The 24521-nt window shown below is 40.3% G+C and carries 23 protein-coding genes; 2 read left to right on the plus strand and 21 right to left on the minus strand.

The window, feature by feature from the left end:
- The first annotated feature begins 170 nt into the window (after nt 1–170).
- On the plus strand, nt 171–1442 hold the full coding sequence (locus CSV75_RS16365; protein WP_158231680.1) for a lytic polysaccharide monooxygenase: 1272 nt from the start codon (nt 171–173) through the stop codon (nt 1440–1442).
- 144 nt (nt 1443–1586) lie between these two features.
- On the opposite strand, the gene CSV75_RS15540 is transcribed toward CSV75_RS16365, so the two are convergent.
- The 7 genes from CSV75_RS15540 to metG all read right to left on the minus strand — a co-directional run bounded on the left by CSV75_RS15540 (nt 1587) and on the right by metG (nt 8573).
- Nucleotides 1587–1760: a small, acid-soluble spore protein, alpha/beta type gene (locus CSV75_RS15540; protein ID WP_099676543.1), complete on the minus strand. Its 174-nt coding sequence runs from the start codon at nt 1758–1760 to the stop codon at nt 1587–1589.
- Between the two features lie 141 nt (nt 1761–1901).
- Entirely contained in the window at nt 1902–2168 is a 267-nt protein-coding gene (gene veg, locus CSV75_RS15545; protein ID WP_029054863.1) for a biofilm formation stimulator Veg, read from the minus strand.
- Nucleotides 2169–2311: 143 nt separating this feature from the next.
- On the minus strand, nt 2312–3205 hold the full coding sequence (rsmA, locus tag CSV75_RS15550; protein WP_099637352.1) for a 16S rRNA (adenine(1518)-N(6)/adenine(1519)-N(6))-dimethyltransferase RsmA: 894 nt from the start codon (nt 3203–3205) through the stop codon (nt 2312–2314).
- Complete coding sequence (gene rnmV / locus CSV75_RS15555) at nt 3198–3764, minus strand: ribonuclease M5 (RefSeq protein WP_099673728.1); 567 nt, start codon at nt 3762–3764, stop codon at nt 3198–3200. Before rnmV ends, rsmA begins: the two co-directional genes overlap by 8 nt.
- Nucleotides 3765–3897: 133 nt before the next feature.
- The gene (locus tag CSV75_RS15560) at nt 3898–5169 is read right to left on the minus strand and encodes a G5 and 3D domain-containing protein (protein WP_233191692.1); all 1272 of its coding nucleotides are present in this window, start codon (nt 5167–5169) and stop codon (nt 3898–3900) included.
- Between the two features lie 132 nt (nt 5170–5301).
- On the minus strand, nt 5302–6069 hold the full coding sequence (locus CSV75_RS15565; protein ID WP_099676545.1) for a TatD family hydrolase: 768 nt from the start codon (nt 6067–6069) through the stop codon (nt 5302–5304).
- A 554-nt stretch (nt 6070–6623) separates the two neighbouring features.
- Entirely contained in the window at nt 6624–8573 is a 1950-nt protein-coding gene (gene metG, locus CSV75_RS15570; RefSeq protein WP_233191693.1) for a methionine--tRNA ligase, read from the minus strand.
- A 302-nt stretch (nt 8574–8875) separates the two neighbouring features.
- On the opposite strand from metG, the gene CSV75_RS15575 reads away from it, so the two are divergent.
- Nucleotides 8876–9151 (plus strand): transition state genes transcriptional regulator AbrB, encoded by a 276-nt coding sequence (locus CSV75_RS15575; RefSeq protein ID WP_099676547.1) that lies wholly within the window; start codon nt 8876–8878, stop codon nt 9149–9151.
- 41 nt (nt 9152–9192) lie between these two features.
- On the opposite strand, the gene rsmI is transcribed toward CSV75_RS15575, so the two are convergent.
- The 14 genes from rsmI to CSV75_RS15645 form a co-directional block, all read right to left on the minus strand.
- Nucleotides 9193–10068, minus strand: a complete 876-nt coding sequence (rsmI, locus tag CSV75_RS15580) for a 16S rRNA (cytidine(1402)-2'-O)-methyltransferase (RefSeq protein ID WP_099676560.1) — start codon at nt 10066–10068, stop codon at nt 9193–9195.
- Nucleotides 10068–10331, minus strand: coding sequence for a GIY-YIG nuclease family protein (locus tag CSV75_RS15585; protein WP_099676548.1), 264 nt, complete (start codon nt 10329–10331; stop codon nt 10068–10070). The genes rsmI and CSV75_RS15585 overlap by 1 nt, the downstream gene beginning before the upstream one ends.
- Nucleotides 10318–11034: a tRNA1(Val) (adenine(37)-N6)-methyltransferase gene (locus tag CSV75_RS15590; protein WP_099676561.1), complete on the minus strand. Its 717-nt coding sequence runs from the start codon at nt 11032–11034 to the stop codon at nt 10318–10320. Before CSV75_RS15590 ends, CSV75_RS15585 begins: the two co-directional genes overlap by 14 nt.
- Nucleotides 11035–11116: 82 nt before the next feature.
- Entirely contained in the window at nt 11117–11476 is a 360-nt protein-coding gene (yabA, locus tag CSV75_RS15595) for a DNA replication initiation control protein YabA (RefSeq protein ID WP_099632507.1), read from the minus strand.
- Nucleotides 11477–11489: 13 nt separating this feature from the next.
- A complete protein-coding gene (locus CSV75_RS15600; RefSeq protein WP_099676549.1) occupies nt 11490–12317 on the minus strand; it encodes a PSP1 domain-containing protein in 828 nt (275 codons plus the stop codon).
- A complete protein-coding gene (gene holB, locus CSV75_RS15605) occupies nt 12310–13320 on the minus strand; it encodes a DNA polymerase III subunit delta' (protein WP_099676550.1) in 1011 nt (336 codons plus the stop codon). The genes CSV75_RS15600 and holB overlap by 8 nt, the downstream gene beginning before the upstream one ends.
- 68 nt (nt 13321–13388) lie before the next feature.
- Nucleotides 13389–13829, minus strand: a complete 441-nt coding sequence (locus CSV75_RS15610) for a YaaR family protein (protein ID WP_099632504.1) — start codon at nt 13827–13829, stop codon at nt 13389–13391.
- Nucleotides 13830–13846: 17 nt separating this feature from the next.
- Nucleotides 13847–14176, minus strand: coding sequence for a cyclic-di-AMP receptor (locus tag CSV75_RS15615; RefSeq protein WP_009499399.1), 330 nt, complete (start codon nt 14174–14176; stop codon nt 13847–13849).
- A gap of 52 nt (nt 14177–14228) precedes the next feature.
- Nucleotides 14229–14870, minus strand: a complete 642-nt coding sequence (gene tmk / locus CSV75_RS15620; RefSeq protein ID WP_099673721.1) for a dTMP kinase — start codon at nt 14868–14870, stop codon at nt 14229–14231.
- Nucleotides 14871–14885: 15 nt separating this feature from the next.
- Nucleotides 14886–16310: an aminotransferase class I/II-fold pyridoxal phosphate-dependent enzyme gene (locus CSV75_RS15625; protein ID WP_099676551.1), complete on the minus strand. Its 1425-nt coding sequence runs from the start codon at nt 16308–16310 to the stop codon at nt 14886–14888.
- A gap of 153 nt (nt 16311–16463) precedes the next feature.
- Entirely contained in the window at nt 16464–18788 is a 2325-nt protein-coding gene (locus CSV75_RS15630) for a winged helix-turn-helix domain-containing protein (RefSeq protein WP_099676552.1), read from the minus strand.
- Nucleotides 18789–18825: 37 nt separating this feature from the next.
- Nucleotides 18826–21387, minus strand: a complete 2562-nt coding sequence (locus tag CSV75_RS15635) for a helix-turn-helix transcriptional regulator (RefSeq protein ID WP_099676553.1) — start codon at nt 21385–21387, stop codon at nt 18826–18828.
- Nucleotides 21388–21459: 72 nt separating this feature from the next.
- On the minus strand, nt 21460–22734 hold the full coding sequence (locus CSV75_RS15640) for a helix-turn-helix domain-containing protein (RefSeq protein ID WP_099676554.1): 1275 nt from the start codon (nt 22732–22734) through the stop codon (nt 21460–21462).
- Nucleotides 22735–22766: 32 nt separating this feature from the next.
- Nucleotides 22767–24494, minus strand: coding sequence for a polysaccharide deacetylase family protein (locus CSV75_RS15645; protein ID WP_099676555.1), 1728 nt, complete (start codon nt 24492–24494; stop codon nt 22767–22769).
- Nucleotides 24495–24521 lie beyond the last annotated feature (27 nt).

Genomic DNA, 24521 nt, shown 5'->3' on the forward strand with positions numbered 1-24521 from the left:
ATTATCCATTTTTACTGTTAAAAATTTCTTTCACGCCACATTTACGTTAATTACTAAACAAGTCTCCTAAACTAGTGCTGTTTTTCAAACATTGATTCATAAAAGAAATGATTCTATGATGAACCTAGTTATTCCAAACTACAAGGAGGAAGAAAGAGATGAAGTTATGAATGCCCCATATAACTATCGCGCCTATACTATTCGGTGCACTTTTTGTAATAGTATTAACTTTTTCATTTACAAATCAAGTCTCTGCACACGGCTATGTAAGCCAGCCAGAAAGTCGAGCACTACTATGCAAGCAAGGCGATAATAGGAACTGTGGGAGAATCATCTATGAGCCACAGAGCCTAGAAGCGTCCGGGAACTTTCCAATTGGCGGACCAGCCGATGGTAATATTGCCAGCGCAAATATTTTCTTTGAGTTAGATACACAAACCCGCCTTCGTTGGCACAAAGTCGCAATGAAAAGTGGTGACTATCAATTCAAATGGAAATTCACAGCACCACATGTTACAAGTTCATGGGAATATTACATAACACGTACAGGATGGGATACGAACCAACCGTTAAAACGTGCAGATTTTCAGAAGTTTTGTGCAGTAGATGGCAAGAAACAGAAACCCCCTTCCGAAGTAACACATGCTTGCAACTTACCTGAACGTACGGGTTATCACGTGATCCTCGCTGTCTGGAATATAGGCGATACACAGAATGCATTCTATAACGTCATTGACGTAGATTTCGGTGGAAAGCAAGCACTACCAACCGAGTTGGACAAGACTTTGGAGATGACTCCTATTCTACCTAGCAAACCAGTACCTGAAACGAAGCCAGAAAAATCTACTATAGAGAAGCCAATCCAACAAGTGGGCAAATGGGATAAAGGCATGGTCTATGTTGAAGGAAATCAAGCACGATTTGAAGGTTCTTTATATGAAGCGAAATGGTGGACCCGCGGAGACCTTCCCGGTGATTCGGCTGTATGGAAGCTAGTAGAACCTGCCAACTCAAACTTACGTGACTGGAGGATGAAAAACGTTTACACAGTTGGTGAGCAAGTGGTTCACGAGGGTATCGTATACGAAGCACGGTGGTGGACGAGCGGTGACACTCCAGGAAAGAAAGATGTTTGGAAATTCATTAAGATCATTAATGCCAATGTGAAGAACTGGGAAAAGAAACTTGTTTATTTAGTAGGAAATCAAGTAATGTATGAAAATAGTTTATATGAAGCAAAATGGTGGACTCGTGGTGATCTTCCAGGAGATTCGGCAGTATGGAAACCGGTAAAATCCGCCACTACCGGCGTACCACAATGGCGCACTGCGAATGTATACGTTGCTGGCGATCAAGTAATCTATGACGGCAATCTATATGAAGCGAAATGGTGGACCCGCGCGAATGTTCCGAGTGATAGTAAACAGTGGAAACGTAAATAATTCCATATGATTGCAGCGCTATCTACCAGTTATAATGACTGGTAGATAGTCCACAATTTTATCGTAAAAAAAGAACTGCAAAGTAATTTCTCCTTTGCAGTTCCATTTGTCAGCCTGTTTTGGATTCTACGGACATCGGTTGAATTATTTTCTTTCCTCCGCTTGTCTACTTGCCATTTCAATTGCATGTTTTACCATGTTCCCTGCATCACGAGAGCGGATACCGCCCCAGCCTTCTTTCTGTACTACCTCATAAAAGCCAAGCTCTTTCGCGATTTCAATTTTCAATTGATCTGACATGACGCCTTTTCTCGCCATTTTAGTTTCCTCCTTTTCGGCTGACATCTGTAGTGTGTGCCATCCGGAGAAATTTACACTTCGATTAGTTAACGCAATAAAAAATCCGCCTGAACGTTCTGGGCGGATTCACTAGGAAATAAATTAAAATAGCATGATAAATTATTTGATGATAAAGGCCGTTTGGTCCGAACCATCAAGGACTGTTATTTCAACCGCTTCGGTTAAAATATCAGCATAGCTGTAAGAAACTCTTTCAAACGCATTGTCATCCTGGTCCAACTCTACTACGAAAACGGCACGATACGTATCGCGCAAGACTCCAGCATGTTCGATCGTCTTCTTACGACCACCATTTGCTTTCAAGTGGAGACGTTTCCCTAAATGAGCGTCCAGTGACTTTTTAATGTCTGCTAATGTTTTTGGCATGTTACTTACACCTCACTAAATACAAGCATAACATTTTTCCACTCATTTGTCAACAAAATTTTTATTTTAACAGTTTGTATATGTCTTTGTCAATCACTTTATGATGAAATTCACTATTTTTTCGTATGAAATTGTCATTAATTTTATTCCAGTTTTGTCTTGCCAAAGTAAGGGTATAGTGCATTGGCCAGTTTGATGAATTCCGGAATCGATAATGTTTCCCCTCTTCTGACTGGATCTATTCCTGATTGTTCAAACGCTTGCTGAATCAATTCCTTTTTTTCCTTACCTTCAGGAAGTGAGGACTGGAGATTGTTCCACAGCGTCTTACGACGATGCAAGAACGAACCTTGTGTCACAGTGAATAAGAAGTCTTCATCCACTACAGGAGCGTGTGCCACTTCTCTGCGCGTCAAACTAAGTACGGCAGATTCCACATTCGGTTGAGGAATAAACACCGTCTTAGGCACAATCATAGATACTTCTGCATCCATATAGTACTGGACAGCGATTGACAATGACCCATATGCCTTTGTACTTGGTACTGCTGTGATTCGATCTGCTACTTCTTTTTGCATCATGATGACAAGCTGACTTACACGGGCTTTTTCCATCAGGAACTTCATGATGATTGGTGTTGTTATATAATACGGTAAATTGGCGACAACCACGATATCCTCATAGTCTGCAAATTGTTCTTCAATCACTTGATGAATATCCGCTTTTAGTACATCTTGGTGAATCACAGTGACATTCGAATAAGGAGACATCGTATCTTCGAGTACAGGTAACAGTCGACCGTCTATTTCAAATGCCACAACTTTCCCTGCTTGTCGTGCGAGATGTTCAGTTAATGCACCGATTCCCGGTCCCACTTCAATGACACCTGTGTCTTTCGTGATCGCTGCGTGAGAAACGATATTATGCAATACGTTCGAATCTACTAAGAAGTTCTGGCCTAAACTCTTCTTGAAGGAAAACCCGTGTTTCTGTAAAATTTCTTTCGTTCTCACTGGCGTTGCTATATCTTTATACATCTGTTTTCATTTCCTCCTCATCAAGAACTTGTATCGCTTCATTCAACTTTACGATAGAAATTCGGAACATCTCCAGTCGTTTCTTCAATCCTTTGCCGTTTACCTGCCCAATATTTAATAACTCCGACAGACATTCTCTACGCTTTCTTGAGTCGGTGTGACCGATTAATTTAGCTTCTAATAATACTGCCATCGGGATCTCTTCTATTGTATGCTCACTCACCGTATAAACAGAAGCCAACGCTTGACGAATCGCTTCATCGTTCGCATGTTCAATTCCTACACCCCGTCCATTTCTTGCTATAGTTTCTTTCTTTGGTAAAAATGCATGCTTCACATCGGGAATCTGTTCTTCGATAATTGCCCGAATACGTCGGCCTGGAAAGTCGGGATCAGTAAATACAATGACTCCACGCGTCTGCTGTGCATGGCGTATGCGCTGGATCGTCTTATCTGAAATCGCTGAACCGTTCGTTTCAATCGTATCTGCTCCTGTCGCTCGTTTGACAGCAATAGTGTCGGATTTCCCTTCCACCACGACTACTTCTTCTATATTCACACTATTCCTCTTTTCTTACGATATCATTCTTCCCATTTTACTGTGTTTTTTCAATTCTGTACATCCATACCGGTAGGAAACAGAAAAAACCGACAAGAGAGAGAGTTTTTCTCTTCTTATCGGTACATTGCTATTAGTTAATAACTTTAATTTTCACTTGACGACGACCAAATGAGTAAGCCGCTTCTTTGGTAGGCATGTGTAAATCGATACGGTTTCCTTTGATAGCGCCACCTGTATCACCAGCGATGGCATAACCATAGCCTTCCACCCACACTTTAGATCCTAATGGAATCACTCGTGGATCGACTGCGATTAATTTCATATTCGGGTTCGCACGCAAGTTAATACCTGTCGCTGTAATACCCGAACATCCATTACAATAAGCCGTATACGCACTTGCATTGGCGTAGAATTCTTTGCCGCCGCTTGGTTCCCCATTGTTACCACGTGATACTGCAACTTGCGCCCGTGCTGGTGTACTTGAAGATTTTGCCGTTGTATTGGCAGATGCTTTTGCTATAGCCGGCGTTGCAGTTGCAACTTCTACTTTCGGCGCTTTAGCTCCTACGTGAACTACTTTATGTGTAGGTTCTTCTACCATTGTCTTACCAATCAATTCACGAGAAACTACTTTTCCATTCTTTTTCGTAATTTGGAATTTCTTTTGTAGTTTACCCTTTTTACCATTCGTGACAACTTTCTCTTTACCTTTGAGCATAGTCATATCTGTTTTTCTTTTTGTTTTGAAGTCCGCTGTTTCTTCAATTACATCTGTGATCTTTTCAACACGTGCAATGTTAACCACTGCATTAGATGCCGTCAATTTTGCATTTGTGTCGCCTTCTACTTTATCCAAGTTTGAAAGACGGATTTTTTGATCTGTCAAAAACTTTCTGACGGTTGTTTGTGTTGACCATACAGTATGCTCTTTACCGCCGTCTTTAACAATCACAGGGAATGCTTTAGCAATCGTAATTGGTTGATTTCCCGTAATCTTCGTCTCTAGAGCGGGTTCAATTTCGTCATGTGTAGAGACTTCAATTTTTGCTGTTTTAAGTACATCATTCACTGTAGCTTCTGTTGTCCAAAGTTCTTGAGTTTTGCCATCCACGTCAATTACTACTTTGTTTGCTTTTTGCCATTTGATCTCTGTATCGTTTTCAATGGGTGTGTTCACTGTTGGTTCTACTAGATCATGCTTTTGTACATTTACATCATTTGCTGCTAGTACTTCTCCGACTGTAGCCGCTGCTGTACGTAATTCTATTTGCTTGCCATTAAGATCCATTGAGATATTCTTCTTTTTTCCGTCAATCAGTACGAGTGACGTTGTGGTTACGAATAATGCTATCGCCATAAATAAAAGCGCAATGCGCATAACCTTTGTATTCTTCTGAGACATGTTAAAAAATTCCCCTTTCATTACTCGGCTGAGTATAAAGCGTTTGTTTTACACTGTCAAACTTCTAAACTACTAATCCTTCTTAACTTAAGGCATTCCAGATTTATTAGACAAATAATTGCCGTAAGTTGTTCACTGAATCTTAAACAGTTGTAATGCATTCGCAGTCGTTTGCTTTGCTACTTCTTCAACCGACATTTCTTTCAACCGCGCGATTTCCTCCGCCACTAATGTGACATAGGAAGGTTCATTGCGCTTCCCTCTATAAGGATGTGGTGCCAAATACGGTGCATCCGTTTCGATCAGCAACTTGTCTAGTGGTATCTTTGTTGCTACTTCTTTTGGCATTCTAGCATTCTTAAACGTTACAGGTCCGCCTAGCGAAATAAGAAAGTTCATTTCTATACATTGTGCAGCTGTTTCAACACTACCGCTGTAACAATGCATAATCCCACCGACCTCTGCCGCATTTTCTTCTTGCAAAATCCGAACTACGTCTCCTGTCGCATCGCGATTGTGAATGATGATTGGCAAATCTACTTCTTTTGCTAGTTGGATCTGTTTACGAAACAACTCTTGCTGTATATCTTTCGGTGATTTATCCCAGTAGTAATCGAGACCGGTTTCTCCAATGCCGACGACTTTCGGATGGGCCGACAACTCTTTGATCCATTGTAGATCACTTTCTGTGCAATCTACTGCATCAACAGGATGCCAACCAATAACACCATAGATGAATGGGTATTGTTCTACTAATTCCATGGCCTTGTTGATAGTCTTTGTATCAAACCCAACTACGACCATTTTTTCTACGTTTGCATCAATTGCACGTTGAATGACTTCTTCCACGTCTTCTTCGTATTGATCTGCATTTAAATGAACATGTGTATCAATAAACATAGTATCTCTCCTAACACTGTTTTCTATTCTATTGTCTTTGATTGTGTCTTTCATCTCATTTGTATTACAGTTGTGTAACAAATAGTTTGTTTATTCCGTCTACTATCTTCAAAACTCTTTACTACTAGACGTGCAAAAGTATTAGGGGGTATATGGAAGAATTTCGACTTTTATAAGTTTGTTGTAACATTTGCGACATAAAATCAAGCAAAGTGGGTATATCGCTTTCTAGGTTAAGTGAAATTGTTTTTTTCTAGACCAAGAAAGTGCGATCGAAAAGGTAAACACTTCTTCCATTTCTACAACTAGACACATCGCGTAAGTCTCCCGGCAGAACCAGTATCCTTGTAAAATAACTAGTCTGAGGATTCATCCGACAACTGTCTCCTACTTGCCAAGTCTCCAAACCATTACAGGACAGGCATAATCACTCATGCGCAACAACATAACTCCGCATTCTACTCTCCAATGACCTAATTGATACCTAAACGCAAAAAACTGCCACCAGAAGTCGTGGATTCCGACCTCTAATGACAGCTTTATTACGTGATCAATTATTTTACTTGTGCGCCATTCTCTAATGCTGGATCAACTGTCGCAAGTTTTAGCACGCCATCTTTTTCGCCTGCCAAAATCATGCCTTGTGATAATTCACCACGTAGTTTAACCGGCTTCAAATTCGCAACGACGATGACTTTCATGCCTACTACATCCTCAGCATTGTAATATTGTGCAATGCCAGATACTACTTGACGCTGCTCATAGCCTAAGTCTACTTGTAACTTTAACAGCTTGTCGGCTTTTGGTATTTTTTCACACGCCGTGACAGTCGCTACACGCATGTCTACGTTCATGAATTCTTCAAACGTGATTTCATTTGTTTCTTCTTCCAGTTTCTCTTCCATTTCAGCAGGTGCAGTAATGGCCATTTGCTGGCGAATGTACTCAACTTCTACTTCTGTCTCCAGACGCGGGAAGATAGGAACGCCTTTCTTGATGACTGTTGTGCCCGCTTTGATTGCATAGCCTTCATCTAAAGTATTCCATCCTAATGAATCTTCGGACAGACCTAGTTGTTCGATCATCTGTTTCGGTGCGTTTGTCATGAATGGCTGTAAGAGAACCGCTGTATGATGAAGGGATAGCGCTAAGTGATACATAACTGAAGCCAATTTCATGCGGTCTTCTTCTGACTTCGCCAATATCCACGGAGACGTTTCATCAATATATTTATTTGTACGGGAAATTAATGCCCATACATCAGAAAGTACGACGCTAAATTGCATCTTTTCCATAGAAACCTCATATTTCTTCACTGTATGCTGAATCATGTCGCGTAATGGTGCATCAAATTCAGTTGGTACAAGACCTTCAGTCAGAACCTCGCCATCGAAGTATTTATTGATCATTGAGATGGTTCGGTTCAATAAGTTTCCTAAGTCATTCGCTAAGTCATAGTTAATACGCTCGACAAATGCTTCCGGTGAAAATACACCGTCTTGACCAAATGGTAATTCACGAAGCAAGAAATAACGTGTAGCATCAAGGCCATAGCGTTCAACAAGCATTTCTGGATAAACTACATTGCCTTTAGATTTCGACATCTTGCCATCTTTCATCATGATGAAACCATGTGCGAATACTTTCTTCGGCAATGGCAATTCAAGTGCCATCAGGAAGATTGGCCAATAAATCGTATGGAAACGAACGATATCCTTACCTACCACATGAACATCCGCAGGCCAGTACTTATCGAATAAAGACTCGTCATCGGACATATAACCAAGTGCTGTAATGTAGTTCGTCAATGCATCGACCCAGACGTAAATAACATGTTTTGGATCTCCAGGCACTTTAATTCCCCAGTCAAATGACATACGAGAAACAGATAAATCTTCAAGACCTGGTTTAATGAAGTTATTGATCATTTCATTTTTGCGTGATTCCGGCTCAATGAATGTAGGATTCTCTTCATAATACGCAAGCAGACGATCTGCATACTTTTTCATATTAAAGAAGTATGACTCTTCTTCTACTCGGTGAACTGGACGACCACAGTCTGGACAGTTTCCATCTACCAGTTGCGATTCGGTGAAATATGATTCACATGGAACGCATTTCCATCCTTCATACTTTCCTTTATAAATATCTCCATTATCAAGAAACTTCTTAAATATCTTTTCAACGATTGTCTTGTGACGATCTTCCGTCGTACGGATCAAGTCATCATAAGAAATATCCATCAGTTTCCACAAATCTTTCGCAATATCTGCAATGCCATCGACGTATTTAATTGGTGACAGACCTTCTTCTTCTGCCTTTTCTTGAATCTTCTGGCCATGCTCGTCCATTCCAGTTAGAAATCTGACATCGTAGCCACGTAAACGCTTATATCGCGCCATTGCATCCGATGCAATTGTCGTGTATGCCGTTCCTATATGAAATTTCCCACTTGGATAATAAATAGGTGTTGTGATATAAAATGTTTTTGATTGATTCTCCACGCGTAATTCCTCCAAATAATTAATGTATATTTTCATTTTATAGGATGTTGCACGAAAGTGCCATGTTCTCCTCCGAACCTTATATTTTTATAACTTCTTTCAGCTTGCTCATTGGCTACGATCCCCATACCTTCAGCATCTCTCATTTTTTACCTATCAAATAATTAATAAATATTAATAGCGTTTATTTGAGTTATGATGATTGACGGTTATTGGAAGAGTTGGTATGATATTTAACAGACAAGAGAATCCTGTCGAATTTTGACGAATGTCAAATCTGGAGTGTAGGAGGAATTTTTTCCATGAAGTCTACTGGAATTGTGAGAAAAGTTGATGAGCTAGGTCGTGTTGTGATCCCGATTGAACTTCGTCGTACGCTCGGTATTGAGCAAAAAGATGCGTTAGAAATATACGTGGATGACGACAAAATCATCTTAAAAAAGTACATGCCTAATATGACATGTTCGATCACAGGAGAAGTGTCGGATGATAATCTTCGTTTGATCGATGGTAAGTTAATTTTGAGTCCTGAAGGTGCAAAGCAATTGATGGATGAAATTGAAAATAAAATCAATTGATTTGTAAAAATCCTGAACGTGTACACGTTCAGGATTTTTTCTTACCCTACATGATAGGCTTGATAAACATCTCGTTTACTCAACTCACGAACATCTGCCACTTCTTTGATCGCATCTTTCGAACGAATTTCCTTTTCTTCTATTATACGTTCTACATGTTCCTTAATGGATAGGTCTGTCCACCAAGCAATTGCGGCTTCGTGTTGCACGTTCTGATTACCTTCCACAATCAAACAGAACTCCCCTCTGATTTCATTGGATTCTGCCCACTCTATTGCTTCTGCAATCGTTCCTCTCAAGAACTCTTCAAATCGCTTCGTTAATTCACGGGCCATCACGATTTTTCGTTCATCTCCAAATTGTTCTACTAAACCGCGCAATGTCTGTTTTAAGCGATGTGGAGCCTCGTAAAATATTATTGTTTCCTCATAGTGCTGTAACTTCTCAAGCTGTTTTTTTAATTCCTTTTTTTGACGCGATAGAAATCCAAAAAACAAAAACGGTTGCGCTGTAATACCTGAAGCTACTAATGCTGTAATAGCTGCGTTCGGTCCCGGAACGGGAACGACAGCGAATCCCTGTTCAATCGCTAATTCCACAAGATCCGCGCCGGGGTCTGAAATACATGGCATTCCTGCGTCACTGACAATAGCAATGTTATTCCCTTCTTGAAGGAGTTCTATTATTTTTTCTCCCGCCGCACGTGTATTATGTTCGTGATAACTGATCATTTGTGTAGTAATCTCAAAATGATTACATAATTTAATCGTATTACGCGTATCCTCCGCCGCAATATAATCTGCTTCCTGTAAGATCCGGACTGCACGAAATGTCATATCTTCGAGGTTGCCGATTGGTGTGCCTACGATGAACAACTTCCCGAACTCTGTTGCTTCAGCACTCTTTTGTGACGTAATCATGTGGACCGCTCCTTTTTTATATATTGTTCTTTTTGTTTTCGGGTTAATTGCTTAAACTGATACTCTGCTTGCATCGCATGCCGTTGAGTTTCAAATAATTCTTGATAAATATACTTTACAGGTAGACGCCCTCTCGTATACTTTGCGCCTTTTCCTTCATTATGTACACGTAAGCGGCGTTCTAAATCATTCGTATATCCAGCGTAATATGATCCGTCATTGCATACTAGTACATAGAAGAAGTGCTCAATTTTCCCCATACAATAGCTGCCTTACTTCATCCGTATATTCTCCATTTTCACGGTAGACATATAAAGGAGGTAGAATTTTAAGATCAGGTTTTCCATCCTTAATTGCTTCGATTAATAGTGTATTTGCTTCTTTCCCTTCTTTCGGATAGACGAAACGAATACGCTTTGGTTCTAAACGATACTGCCTCATGGATGTGATGATGTCAAGAAGTCTACCGGGACGGTGAACAAATGCTGCTTTCCCACCTTGTTTCAATAATTCACTTGCAGATTTCACTGCTTGATCTAGTGTTAGCTCTACTTCATGCCTAGCGATCGTGTAATACTCACTTTTGTTTCTAGCACTTTTTTCATTTGCCGGGAAATAAGGAGGATTGCATGTAACCGTATCATATAACTCATAACCAATTTTTTTTGCAATATTTATGACGTTTCCATTTTCAATCGTGATCTGTTGTTCTAGACCGTTAAGCACTACACTTCTATGCGCCATATCCGCTAGGCGTTCTTGCAATTCAATACCTATGATTTCGCCTTTCGTCCGGGCACTCATGAACAAAGGGATTACACCGTTACCTGTACATAAATCAACAATCTTTCCTCCTCGGATCGGCATATAGGCAAAACGTGCCAACAGCACTGCATCTAGTGAAAAGGAAAAAACAGAAGGGCTTTGAATGATGCGCAAGTCCTCTGCCAATAAATAGTCCATTCGTTCATCATTTTCTAGGTTCACAATCTACACTCCTTCAATCAAAAGAAAAAGCCAATACCTAAAAATAGGAATTGACCTCTCAACCGTTCTGTTTATTTAAGAATGACAGGCAGAATAGACAATCTTCGCCTTTACGGCTGCTGCCGTAGTGCACATTGCACACATGAAAACCTTCATTGTACAAACGAGCTAGATTGTCTACGCCTTCGCCCACGTCAAGCTTCTTTGGACGTTCATCACGCGCGGCCTCTTCTATTTCTTGTGTAATCTTATCGATTTCATCAAGTCGCGTTCGCAGATGATGGTTTTCCAGACGAAGCGAGTGGTTTTCTTCAGTCATCTTTGCAACAAATCCAATGAGTTCCCGGAATTGTTTTTGCATAGAATCCAACTGTTGTTCAAAATCCATTACCCTGTCAAGAAAGTTCACTTCTTTCAACTGTTCCACCTCATCATTTAGTCAATTGAGCTGTTTCATTCTGTAAATCCTCAATCTCACTCCACGCATATTCCACTACTCGTTCAAATGCCGGCATATTCACTTGAAGTACACGCTCCAATAAGTTCAGTCCGACTACTTTTCCTACTCCATCTTGTGTAACTACTTGTTTACCAAGATCGGGCATTAGCGCTTTCGCTTCTTCATATGCATCATTTTCATACTTCAAACAACACATCAAACGACCACATAGACCCGAAATTTTTGATGGGTTCAATGAAAGGTTCTGATCTTTCGCCATCTTGATAGATACCGGCTCAAAATCACCTAAAAATGTTGAACAGCAAAGCATTCTACCACATGGACCGATACCGCCTAGCATTTTCGCTTCATCACGTACACCGATTTGGCGCAATTCAATTCTCGTCCGGAAAATCGCAGCGAGATCCTTTACTAGGTTGCGGAAGTCCACTCGGCCTTCAGCGGTGAAGTAAAAAACAATTTTATTACGATCAAATGTATATTCCACATCTACTAAACGCATATCTAATTGATGTTCTGTAATTTTTTCAACGCAGACATCAAATGCTTCATTTGCCTCTTGCTCATTCTCTTTGACTCGTTCACGATCACCCTCATCTGCAAGACGAATGATCTTTTTCAGTGGCAAGACGACATCTTCATCATCTATTTCATTACTTCGACTGGCTACCTTACCGTACTCTACACCTCGTGCTGTTTCCACAATGACATAGTCGCCAATTTCAATCGGCATATCCAATGGGTCAAAATAATATAACTTTCCCGCTTTTTTAAAGCGGACGCCTACGACTTTATACAAACGATAACCCCTCCTGCATAGTAAGCACCAATTGTTCTAGTAAAAGCGTACGATTCATATTTTGATGCAATCGTTTTTTCGCCTGCAAGACGGCATCTATTTTAACAGTTAAACTGCTATAAGTATTTTTGACAGAATGTCCCGTGAAGACTTCTAATTGATCGGGATACGATATAGTTGATTGCAAACCTGCTTTCACCGCCACAATATCACGGTACGCGAAGAGAAGCAAATCAAGGCCTTGTTCACAATCACTTTTTTCCTTCATGACAGGCATCCAATCTGTCTGAATGAACAGCAACGCCTCACCTGGGGATCGCTGTTCAATTGCCTCTACTAATTTTAACACTAATTTCCGTCTCTGTACAAAGGAATCTTCTTGAGCCATCCTATAAGCCGCTTCGACATTTGCTGTCATCATCGTTACAGTAGATGCCATAGAAGCTGTAACTCCTTTTTCCACGAGACTTTCAATACTATTTTGGCGATTCATCGGCTGAAGCGAAATTCGCTGGCACCGTGATTGAATTGTTGACAAAATGGATGGATAGGAATCCGTAAGTAAAATAGCTGTGACATTTCCTTCAGGTTCTTCAAGGAACTTCAGCAATGTATTGGCTGCTGAGGCATTCATTCTCTCCGCATGAACAATCACATATACTTTCCGTCCCTCTTCATACCCTTTTTTCGTCATTTTTATAATTAATTCAGACATTTGATCCTTTTTGATGTCCTGTCCATCAGGTCTGATCCAGACTACGTTCGGATGATTACCTGATTCTATACGTTTACACGAGTGACATGTTTCACATGGAACATTTTCTTTCGGATTCATGCATAATAGCAGTTTCGTGAAATATTGTGCAACTGCCTCTTTGCCTGCACCATTCGAACCTTCAAATAAATAGGCATGTCCAATACGCTGTCTTTTGTGAATCCTAGTTAATTTGTCGATAACTTGCTTCTGAGACTGCAATGCATGGTCGTGCAACGTCTGTGACATGCAAGCTCCTCCTTAGTTAGTAAAGATGTTGCAAAAAACCCCGTGCTACATGTGAGTGCGGCACGGGATCACGTATATAAATTGATCAGAAGGCCTTTGATTTCACCAATTTTGGCGAGTAAATCAATGGATGATTCTTCTTCATCCAACAGTGCCTCCGTCAACGCGATTAGTTTTTCATCTATTGTTTGGACCAAATTTAACCGGCGACCTTCACCGAACTGGTTCCATGTATGAGATTGTGTTAACTCAATACCTGAATCTACTGCCTCTTTCAAAAAACGTTTGATCAGCATCTTGTATTTCGCCATGTCACGTAAATTTCGAGACCTTGCGAGACGATCTCCAGCACTTGAGATATCCCCAAACAACCGGGCAATCTGTTCTCCTTGCAGACGTGATCCTTGTTTTTCTACCATTTGTCCAAACTTGGGATTACCCTGTGCATGCCGAAGAGGATCAGGCGATAATTTATCCATCCCTGTACGGTATTCACCATTGACTTTCATCAGCATTCACCTCTAAATCAAAAATGGTGGAACTGCTCAATTGGCAAGACAAATACAGTAGCTCCGCCTACTTCTACTTCAATTGGATACGGAATATATGAGTCCGCATTACCACCCATTGGTGAAACCGGTGCAACCATTTGATCCCGAGAACGGCAATTATCACGAATTAAATCTAGTGCTTTGGAGACTAACTCATCTTCCACACCCATTAGAAATGTTGTGTTACCTGCGCGAAGGAATCCACCAGTACTGGCTAATTTTGTATTCCGAAAATCACTTTTAGTCAATGCGGAAGATAATCGGTTACTATCTTGGTCCTGTACGACTGCTACAATCAGTTTCAATGTACTCTCCCCTTTTCCGATTTCTCATAAAACGTATTTCTTCTTTATTATATCATGAATTCTTATGTAAGTTGACTTCCGTACTTACAATTTGCCAAACATTTTCAATTACTTGTGCTGGTAATTGTTGTGCGTCAACTATCTGTATTCGCCCTTCATCTCGTAACATCACTTCTTGATAGCCTTTGTACACTTGCTCATGAAACTCCATTTTTTCCAAATCCAGACGATTCTGTTCACGTTCCTTATCTCTCCATATCCGGGCTAGTCCTACTTCGGGCGGCACATCGAAGAAAATGGTACAATCCGGCATATACTCTTCAATCGCGAATAAGTTGATTGCCAGTACTTCGTCGATGCCTAATTTACGTGCGAACCCTTGATATGCCAATGAACTATCAATAAAACGGTCGCATAGAACAATTTTATTCTGTTGTAGTGCAGGTATGATTTTTTCTACTAAATGTTGTCTACGTGCAGCTGCATACAACAGCGCTTCCGTCTTACCGTCCATTGTACTGTGATTTGAATCCAAGATGACTTCACGAATTTTTTCTGCAATTGGAATTCCACCCGGTTCTCGTGTCATGATTACATCTTGTCCTTGTGCCAATAAACGTTCCGCAATTGCTTGCAATACAGTCGTCTTGCCGGCCCCTTCCGGCCCTTCAAAACTAATGAATAATCCTGCCATCTTCTTATCCCCTATCTATTCCAAAACTACTTTAACTTGTTTTGTCTTTCCATTGATTGCTCCTTGAAATCTACAGCCGGACGTCAATAGATCCTGCATTTGTTTCATGTGCTCTTGACAAATACGCTCTCCCGCACATACTAGTGGAATGCCCGGTGGATACGGAATAATCGCGTCCGCTGCCACTCTTCCAGTTGCGTCTTGCATACTCACCCATTCCATATCCATCCTATGAAGCTGAGTTGCTGTGTATACTACCGTTGACGTAGAATTAATTGATGAAAAGCTGTTAAGCCGTACTGAAGCAGCTTCTTTCCCTTCTATCCACTCCATCGCTATCTTAAATTTGTCCACTAGGTCAATGCCATGTTCCGCGTCCCCCGCTTTCACTAAGGGCAGTACTAGCAACACTTGGTATAGATCGGCCAACTCGGGATAAATACCCTGTTGCTCCAATGCTTCCTGCAAGACGTATCCGGTATGACCTGTTGCGCGAATGAGCAACTTCAGTTGATCATCAGTCTCTACTACTTCGATACGCGCTATGTTGCATAGATCACGGACTACATTACTTCTGTATAGTCGAAAACTCTCATAGTCCTTTTCGTCATACGTTTCTGCATAATACCTTGCATCATCCAACGATGCCATCAATAAATAAGACGGACTGCTGGACTGTAACATCTGAAGATAATGTGCAACTCTTTCCGCTTTTACAAATTGCGAATGTATATGTAAAAAAGAGGCCATTGTCATCGCGGGTAATGTTTTATGCGCCGACTGAACGACCAGATCAGCTCCGAGTTCGAGTGCGCTTGTTGGAAATGCATCATTTACTATAAAATGTGCACCATGCGCTTCATCAACGAGAACCGGTAAACTATAGCTATGACATACTTCTATAATTTGTTCTAGATCTCTATTTATTATTCCATAATAAGTAGGTGTGGTGAGAACGACCGCTTTCACATTCGGATACTGCTTGAGTGCTTCTTTTACGGCCTTCAATGATACTGTTCCAGCTGTTTGCGTCGGATCATCCCATTCTGGAGATAGAAAAACCGGAATCGCACCTGTCAGTTCCAGTGCATTGAATATCGATTTATGTGCATTACGTTGCACCATTACACAGTCTCCCGGCTGAACTGTTGCATACAGCATAGCCAGGTTTCCCACAGTCGAACCATTCACCAGAAAGAAACTCCGTTCACTGCCATAAAGATTTGCCAACTTATCTTCTGCTTCCTTGATTACCTCTGCCGGTTCATGCAAGTCATCTAGTCCTGTCAGCTCCGTCAGATCATAAGCAAGTGCTTGACGCACAGCGGACGGCAAATCAGATAATGTGCCCCCTTTATGTCCCGGCACGTGGAATGAAACAGGTTTTCGGTTATGAAAATTCTGCAATGCTTGCACAAGTGGACGATCTTGATATTTCATTTAGTACGCACTCCTTTACCTTTACTCAGTATAGCAAAAAGCGACACTCCTGACTAAAGGAGTATCGCTTTCAAGTCACACCCTATTGTTTATACGCTGTTAACCTAACTTATATTTTTTATTGTCACTTTTTTTCGTGTAGTGTCAGCAACACTATGATAGAATTCTGTTATTTGTTGCCTGTACTAGTCGATCTACATAGAAATACGGAACGTGCATCCAGTTCACATCATGTTGTTGTTTACGAACTCTGACATATTCCTTCAACAGTGAACCTATCGTCTCTTCTTTGATAAATAACTGCGCATATTCATATTCTTTACTATAAACCATGGCTTCATGTAAAGAATGTGCCATTTCCAACCAGTGCTCTTGATAGGCGTAACACAAGCTTTCTAAAATTGTTGCTTCGATAAATGTCTCAATTTGCCCTTCCTGTAACGCTTCAATTTTCACATGTACTACTTTCTTTAACGCTTCCCCCCATTGGCCTTTTTGCAACAGTAGTCTTACATCTACGAGTGTGACAAATGGATGTTGAAGATTATCCACGAAATCCTCCTTCAATTTCAAATAGGAGATTTCTGCTTCTTCTAGACAACTTTGCTTCAAGTAAATAAATGCTTCAAATGCATATAAAAAGTCTTTCCAGTAGCTATCTTCTGTATAAAACAGGGCACTCTGCAACGTTCCATGCGCATTTTCCATTTCGCCATTTGCCATATGTAGCTTACAACTCAATACATACATAGGAATTAGCAGACCTGGATCTTGGAAGTGATGGGCTGACAGAAGTGCTTCTACTTGGTGTTCTCTAGATTCTTTCATCAAGCCTTTCATGTACAATGTTTCCGCTTGAATTCCGTGATAGTAACCGATTATAGAAAGTTTATTTGCTTGGCAAGATTGCTTTTCCAATAGGTATTTCTGGTGTTCAGGGGTTGCTGACATTTTACGTGAACCTAATGGTGTACGTGATAACGTAGGCTCGGTTTTATTGAACTGAAGTGGCAGTAAATATAGCTTAGAGCGTTTTTCTACGTTAAAATCAAATCCTTTTTGCAGCCACTCCCCTACTTCTGTCACACCGCCCATTCGGATGATCGTAATGTAGGACTTGATTAAGAAATAGTCGTAGGGAGCGGATGGGCTTCTACTGGTAAAAGCATTCCATTCTTTTCGATTCTCTTGTGTTGTCATTTTACTTGTGACAAGATCCGCTGCATCTATTTGGTGCTCGGAAAGAAGAGAAAAAGCATACAGTAACTGAAGATCCAAAGCTAATGGAATATGAGCTTCCTCAAATTCACGGCACCAAGATATGAAGGTAGAGGTTTCTCGACTTTTGATAATGTCCACGCCGTGATTCATCATCCAAGTACTAGCAAGTGGATACGCCTTTCCTATTAATGCGTGTGTGATTGCACGTACAATATCACCTTGCTGGAAGTATACACCTGCTGCTTTTTTATGAAGCTCTAATACAAACTCCTTTGAGTAGGTTTGTTGCAACTTTTGCTGTAAGGCTATAGAAAAAAGGGGATGATAACGATAACATGCGTTTTTTTGCGTGTCCATTTCTATGAAGAAGCCTTTTTCCTCTAAATTCTTTAAATGGACCAGACTTTCATTATTCCCGAGTAATGCGTCGCATATTCTTTGATCCATTGTATACAAGATGGATGTTGTTAAAAGGAAATGCTGTGCCGAGCTTGAAAATTCACCCCATAGATCATTCATTAACACATTCATAGTGTACCTTCCAGAATGCTGCAGATCATACGTATTTTGTGACTGCACAACATTTCGTAGTGCCGCAGGCCAACCTTCTGTCTGCACGAATTCTTGCCATACTAATTGTTGCTGTTCGGGTTGGTTTTTCAAATATTTTTTCATATCTACGACCGTAAAACGCAGTTGCTGCATTTTCACTTCAGTAACAGTGAATAAGGATTGCCAGAGTGCAAGTGTAAAAGGAGGGAGGTGGCGACTAGCAAAGCATATCTTCAAGGATTCGGGTAAATCCATTACAAAATACTGAATCATTTCCAACAGTTCTGGAGCAGTAATATGATGAAAATCGTCAATAATTAATCGAACCCGCTTTGTCATTACACTACCTAGTTCTTTGTAGAAATTCCACATCGTGTTCAATTCGTTGCGGTCTGCATTGACAAGTTTTAGCTGTAATTTTTCTTGCGGAAGCAAATTGCACGCCGAGTAGACTGTATAGATGATATATCGGAAAAATTGGTCTGCATCATTATCAGTTTCATCGACTGTCAACCATGCGACGTTTTCATTCAAATTACCTGACCAACTAGTCAAAAATGTTGTCTTTCCATAACCTGTTGGAGCAGTAATGAACAGTACTTTTGATTGCACTGCTTCATGTTGGACGGCAATCATATTCTCTCCGCTAATCCACTCATCACGTACGGTAGGTTTTCGTAATTTTGAGGCTAGTAATGTGGTCATGACCGTCACCTCCTAATCAATAGTAGTATATTTTGTTCTACTGCCAATCCTTGACTTGCAGTATTGCTTGAGTCCGTGAGCTAACATTGAGTTTTTTATAGACTTTCGATAAGTACACTCTAACGGTTCCTTCCGAAAGAAAAAGCTGTTCCGCAATCTCTCTGTTGGATGAGCCGGTTGCGAGTGCCTTAATCAACTCTTCCTCGCGGGGAGTTAAATTGGGTTTACTACTTTGATGAGCAGCCGCACGATGAGTGATATGATCCGTCCGTAACGACTGTGCAAAGACAAGCGGAACTGTCTTCCAATGCGGTTGTTCAAAGTTCATTCGACTTTTTATATAACTCATTAGCACTGGATTCAATGCTTTTTCGTCCAAAAACATGCGTTTAAAGCCCAACTTTACCGCTAATTCCAATGCTTCATGAAGTATATCGATTGCCAGCCTTTTTTTGTTGTTATTCCACATACAGATGGACCGCAATATCTTTGCCTCGATAGTAGTTGCTATATGCAATGCTTCTTTTGCTTCTTGCGTAACTTGATCAATACAATAAAGGGCTTTTCGCGTATTGCCTTTGGCCATATGCAGTCGCGCTTGCACAAGCACCCTGAACTCCATATCAAATTTCGCTTGCCGATGTGTTAAATTATATGATCTGTTCAATTCAATCTCTGCCCGATCGAAGGATCCTTCACGAATATAGCCTAGTGCTTTCATTATAATTAAAATACATTGCCAGTTAGTATTAACCGTTGATTCCATCGCGTGGTTTAATATGGCCTGAGCTTTAACGAACTGCTGATTAGCCATATACATTTTAGCCTGTAGAATGTACATGGGTATAGACAAGCCTGCATCACTATGACGATCAGTATATTCCATAGCCTTTTTCATATAATGTGTGGATTCGGATAATAGATTCATTTCATAGAAGGCTTCCGCTTGTAGACCCTGACTGTATCCTGCCAAATTATGAGCAAGGAATTTATCAGTACGTAAGACGTCATTCAATGTAGACAGTCGTTTGATAGAGTGTAGTCCACCTCTATTGCCTAAACTAGTTCTTAGCAATTGAGATTGAAAGTGGTTATACGTCATCGATACGTTTTTCCATCGCGAATCAGCGGAAAATGAATGATTGGTAATTCTCCCTTGCAAACCTAAGTCTTTTTTCTCTGTCGGACCACCCCGTGTAAACAACATAAACACTTTTACAATGTCTAAAATTAGTGTGGCATCTTCTAACGGGTCTTCCTTTTTCCAACCTGTTTTTTGATCCCTACGGTCAAGCTCTCGAATAATCAATCCCGCTTTTTCCATTTCAAACTGAATGGCTAGATTGAACGCATATACTGCAAGCGTCTCCGCATGGAGTTCGAAAGAGCTTTTACGTAGTATCAACATCCATCGCATGAATGTCTCGGTCTGTTTGGATAAAATGATGTTTACCAGATTCTCTTTAATCCAACGATCAGCTACATCAAATAACTCCCCTTTAATCGCCAACTCAATTCCTGTTGCATAATCGCCTTGTCCATAGCGGATATGTGCTGCTTTAACATAAACCTCATTTATACAGTCATTCGAAAAATGTCGACGTCTTTCATTCTGTAAGGCAATTGAAAATAGACTATGGTATGTGTACGTCAGTTGACTGTCTGTTAACTGATTAAGAAACAAACCTCTCTTTTCTATTTCTCTCAAGACTTCTTCACTATCATTACGATTCAATAACTGATTACAACTTTCGGGTGTTACATATTGTAATACCGATGTACGCATGAGAAAGTCTTGCATGAAGGGAGTGAGACTGCACAATACTTCATACAATAAGTAATTTGCTACGACAGGTGATAGGACGGAAGATCCCTCCACATTCCATTGGGGATCTTCTGATGATCCGATGAGACTTATCAATTGAATACCTAAAGGCCAACCTTCTGTAATACGTAATACTTGCTCGTAGAAAAATATTGAATATCTCGATAGTGAAGAACGCTTGTCGTAAAACTCTCGGATTTCATTCAATTGGAATTGCAGTTGTTGGATACCGATTTCGTACACCCAGCCCTTTGTCCGCCACTTGGAAACGGATAACGGCACTTCATTTCGGCTTGTTATGAGAACCTTTATATGACGCAATAAAGAATCGATGAATTGGTTCATCATGTTATGAATGACAGGATTCGTAATCATATGATAATCATCTAGAATCAGTGTAACTCTTCTTCGTTGAGCATTTAGTTCATTCAACAGCATATCGACAATCATGTAATAGGGCGGACTTGTTTTGATGAAAGACAATAACTTTTCTGCATGAATCATATTGCCGCTTTTCTCTAATGACGTAATCACATAGGTCCAAAAACGAATGGGGTCGTTATCCATTTCGTCTAATGTGAGCCAAGCCGTCGAATCTGCTAGTTGGGAGAATGATTTACTTAGCAACATGGTCTTTCCATATCCCTCCGGAGCCCGAACAATAGTAAGTCGCACCGACTTTGAGTGAATAGGAATTTCTATATCTTTTCTACTGATTACTTCTTCGTTTGCTATAGGCATTTTAATCTTTTCATCAGCTATATATACTTTCACAAATCTTCACTCCCTTCGATTGCATTACGACTCCCACTAGAACTCAACTATACGTACTAGTTTTACGCACCTTTACGAAATGTCAGTGTTGAAAAATATTTCGCCAATTGGCTTATTGAGCACATCCGATATTTTCTTCATGGTCTTAGCACTTGGATAGTAAGCACCATTCTCTATTTTGGATAAAGCTGTACGGCCGATGCCCACCCGCTCAGCCAATTCAGCTTGCGTCAGGTTCATTTGTTTCCTGAGTTCTTTTATATGATTGGCAAACATCTCGTTTTCTCCTTTCACTTTCGCTTTATAATTGACTGCGTTATTTAGGAATTTCAATGTGGAGTCTTCCATTCCACCCATTCGCCATAGGGAAACTCTCATTTGTCCCTCTTCAGCCGCAACTTTCATCCATTGATACAAGGTTTGCTGATCTCCGTACCAAACTGTGTACGTATCACCGTGTTCATCTTGATAATCAAAGTACATACCGCCACTAGATGGATCTCGTATGGGCTTCACCTCACTTTTTCTAGCAAGTTCTTCTGCCTCTTTTTCAGTGAGGGTTTTCGTTTCATCCTTTCCATGTTGCCAACTAAAACCGCCAGCCGACAATGCGATAACTGGTTGCCCAGGAAGGGTATTCATTTTACTTACTACTTTGCGGATGAATTCATCGTCTGCTTTTGGCCCTGGACCTGAATGGCCGCCAAATAAGTTATAGGCCATCATGACGTAGACTGGCCCTAGAGGAAAATTGTATTGTTCGACGTCTAAGTTGGGTTCCAATACAATACGCAATGGCTTTCCTTGTGCAAACAGAACATCATATAATTCTTTATAAAATTGAAGCAAGTTTGGCAGATCTTCCCCATCTACATTTTCATAATCTAGTTCTAACCCTTCAAATTGATAGGCGTTGATGTATTCCAAAATATTATCAATATGCCGTTTACGACTTTCCGGCGTTTCTACCAAGCGTCCAATTAGTTCGGAGTCTTTGTGAACGACCGTTCCATCAGGCAGAAACTGATCATTAACAATGGTTAAATCGAGTGGGATATTACGTTCCTTTGATAGTATTTTCATAGCACCAATGGCATCGTCCATTTTGTCCCGTAAATATATGTGATCCTCCCCGTCAAAATAGGCTGCAAAAACCTGTGCCCTATCTAGACCTTGAACTTGTCGGAGGTCTCCCACTCCACTTTGCCACTGCCACTCAGTCACCCAAGCCGAAAGTTCCAATTCATCTAGAATGGATAATTCTACGGTTTGCTGTTTTTTATCCTGACATCCACAAAAAAAGAGGCAGGAAATCATCATGAATAGTATTTTTTTATTAGTAAGCATTGAAATCCCGCCTTTTCAACTGATGCCGGTTATTAGAAGTTATCGACTACCCAGTTCATTGCTGACTTGATAGAACCAACAAATGTATACATCAGTTGCTGTGGCTTTTGTATTTCATTTGTGAACAAGGTCGTCTGCTCAACACCACTGTCCGCTAATGAAGCAATCGTCACTTCACTGAACTGTGCATCATGAATTGGATCATTGAAGTCTCCCGGTACCCAGGTAGAACCCAGTGCTAGCTTTCCAGCTTGAATGTCTTGATTGACTTCTAGATTACTTACAATTTTTTTGTTATTTAACCTGATGTTTAATGTATTATTCTGAAGTTTGATGTCTATGCTTTTTTCATTAGGCAGTCCTTCACTCCGTGCTTTATCTTCTTTTCGTGAAGTGGGGTTTTCATTATTTGTTGTTTGGACGATTTCAACTTTTGGTATGGACTTTTTTACAAGTAGTTCTTTCAATTGTCCCTCTACCTTTTCCTCGATTACTAAATAATCATTTTCAACTGTAATTTTCACGTAAGAGTCGCCATTATCGCTATGTCGTAAGAAAATGGATTGTTGGCCCTCGATACTCCCCCCCACTTTTCCTGTAAACTGTATATCCTTTGCGGTATTCTCCTTCAGTACCAGTTTTCCAGCCTTTCTTGATTTTGAAGTAAGGGTGATTAGACTATCACGAAATTCCGCTGCGCTTTCAATTGCTTTCCATTGGTTGGCTTGTTTTTCGTTACCCTTTACGAAATCTACTTTTTGAATTGTATCATTTTGTATTTTCATGAGTAAATGATTCGTAGACCAAGATGGTTTTGGCTGAACGCGGGTTAGGTTATATAATTCTCTTCCTTTAGTGTTAAGTGCATTTCCTTCTTGATTAAAGTGCATGTCAAATGTTTTTCTAATCTCTTTGTCATTGACGTCTGTAACCAATTTGTTTGCTGTATTATACAAACCATTTGCATGCATAATCATGTAGACCCCAGGAATAGCACCCAATTTTTCTTGATAGATTTTGCGCATCGCTTTGTAATCATTTGTGATGCGCTTCTCCATCTCCAATCGATTCTCACTTGGAATCAAATATTGATCGCGGATGAAGTCCATCGAAAAGTGATTGTACGATTCGATTTTATCTTTACTTAGCACTTCTTCATCATCACGAATATTCAAGAATGTGCCTTCCTTATTAAAGATATTGATGTATGTTAAGCGGTTACCGTTACTACCTAATTCCCAAAACCCACTTTTTTGCATTTGCTTTAGGTGTGAAGGTTGAAGAAAACGTTTATCGTTCTCATCTAACTTGTTGGCGAAAGAGAGCAATGTCGCTTTGTAGTTATACTTCTTCAACAGTGGATTGACGTAAACGCTCGTGTCTGTACGTCCATCTTCAAATGCAAGAAATAATGCTTTCTCAGGTAATGGTTTCTTGTTTTTGTAGAAATTCAGAATATCTTGTTGAGAGATCGTCTCATATCCTTGTTCTCTCAACGCTTCCAACTGCCGTTGCAATTGCTTTTTTGCAAACAGAGAATCTGATCCACCCCTTGATACACCTGGATATGAAAGGGCTATAAAACCTTGCCTGTTCTTCCACTTTTCATTATTCAATGCATCATAACGATTCATTTCAACAAACGCTTGGAACACAAGAAATACAATGACCAATAAAATACCTAATTGAAGAATTGATCGTCTGACTTTCCGTCGGTTTTTCTTTTCATAATCTAATATTTCATCACTTTTTCGTTTCATACGTCATTCTCCTTATCTACAAACTCA

Source organism: Sporosarcina sp. P18a, assembly GCF_002743135.1.
GTDB lineage: Bacteria > Bacillota > Bacilli > Bacillales_A > Planococcaceae > Sporosarcina.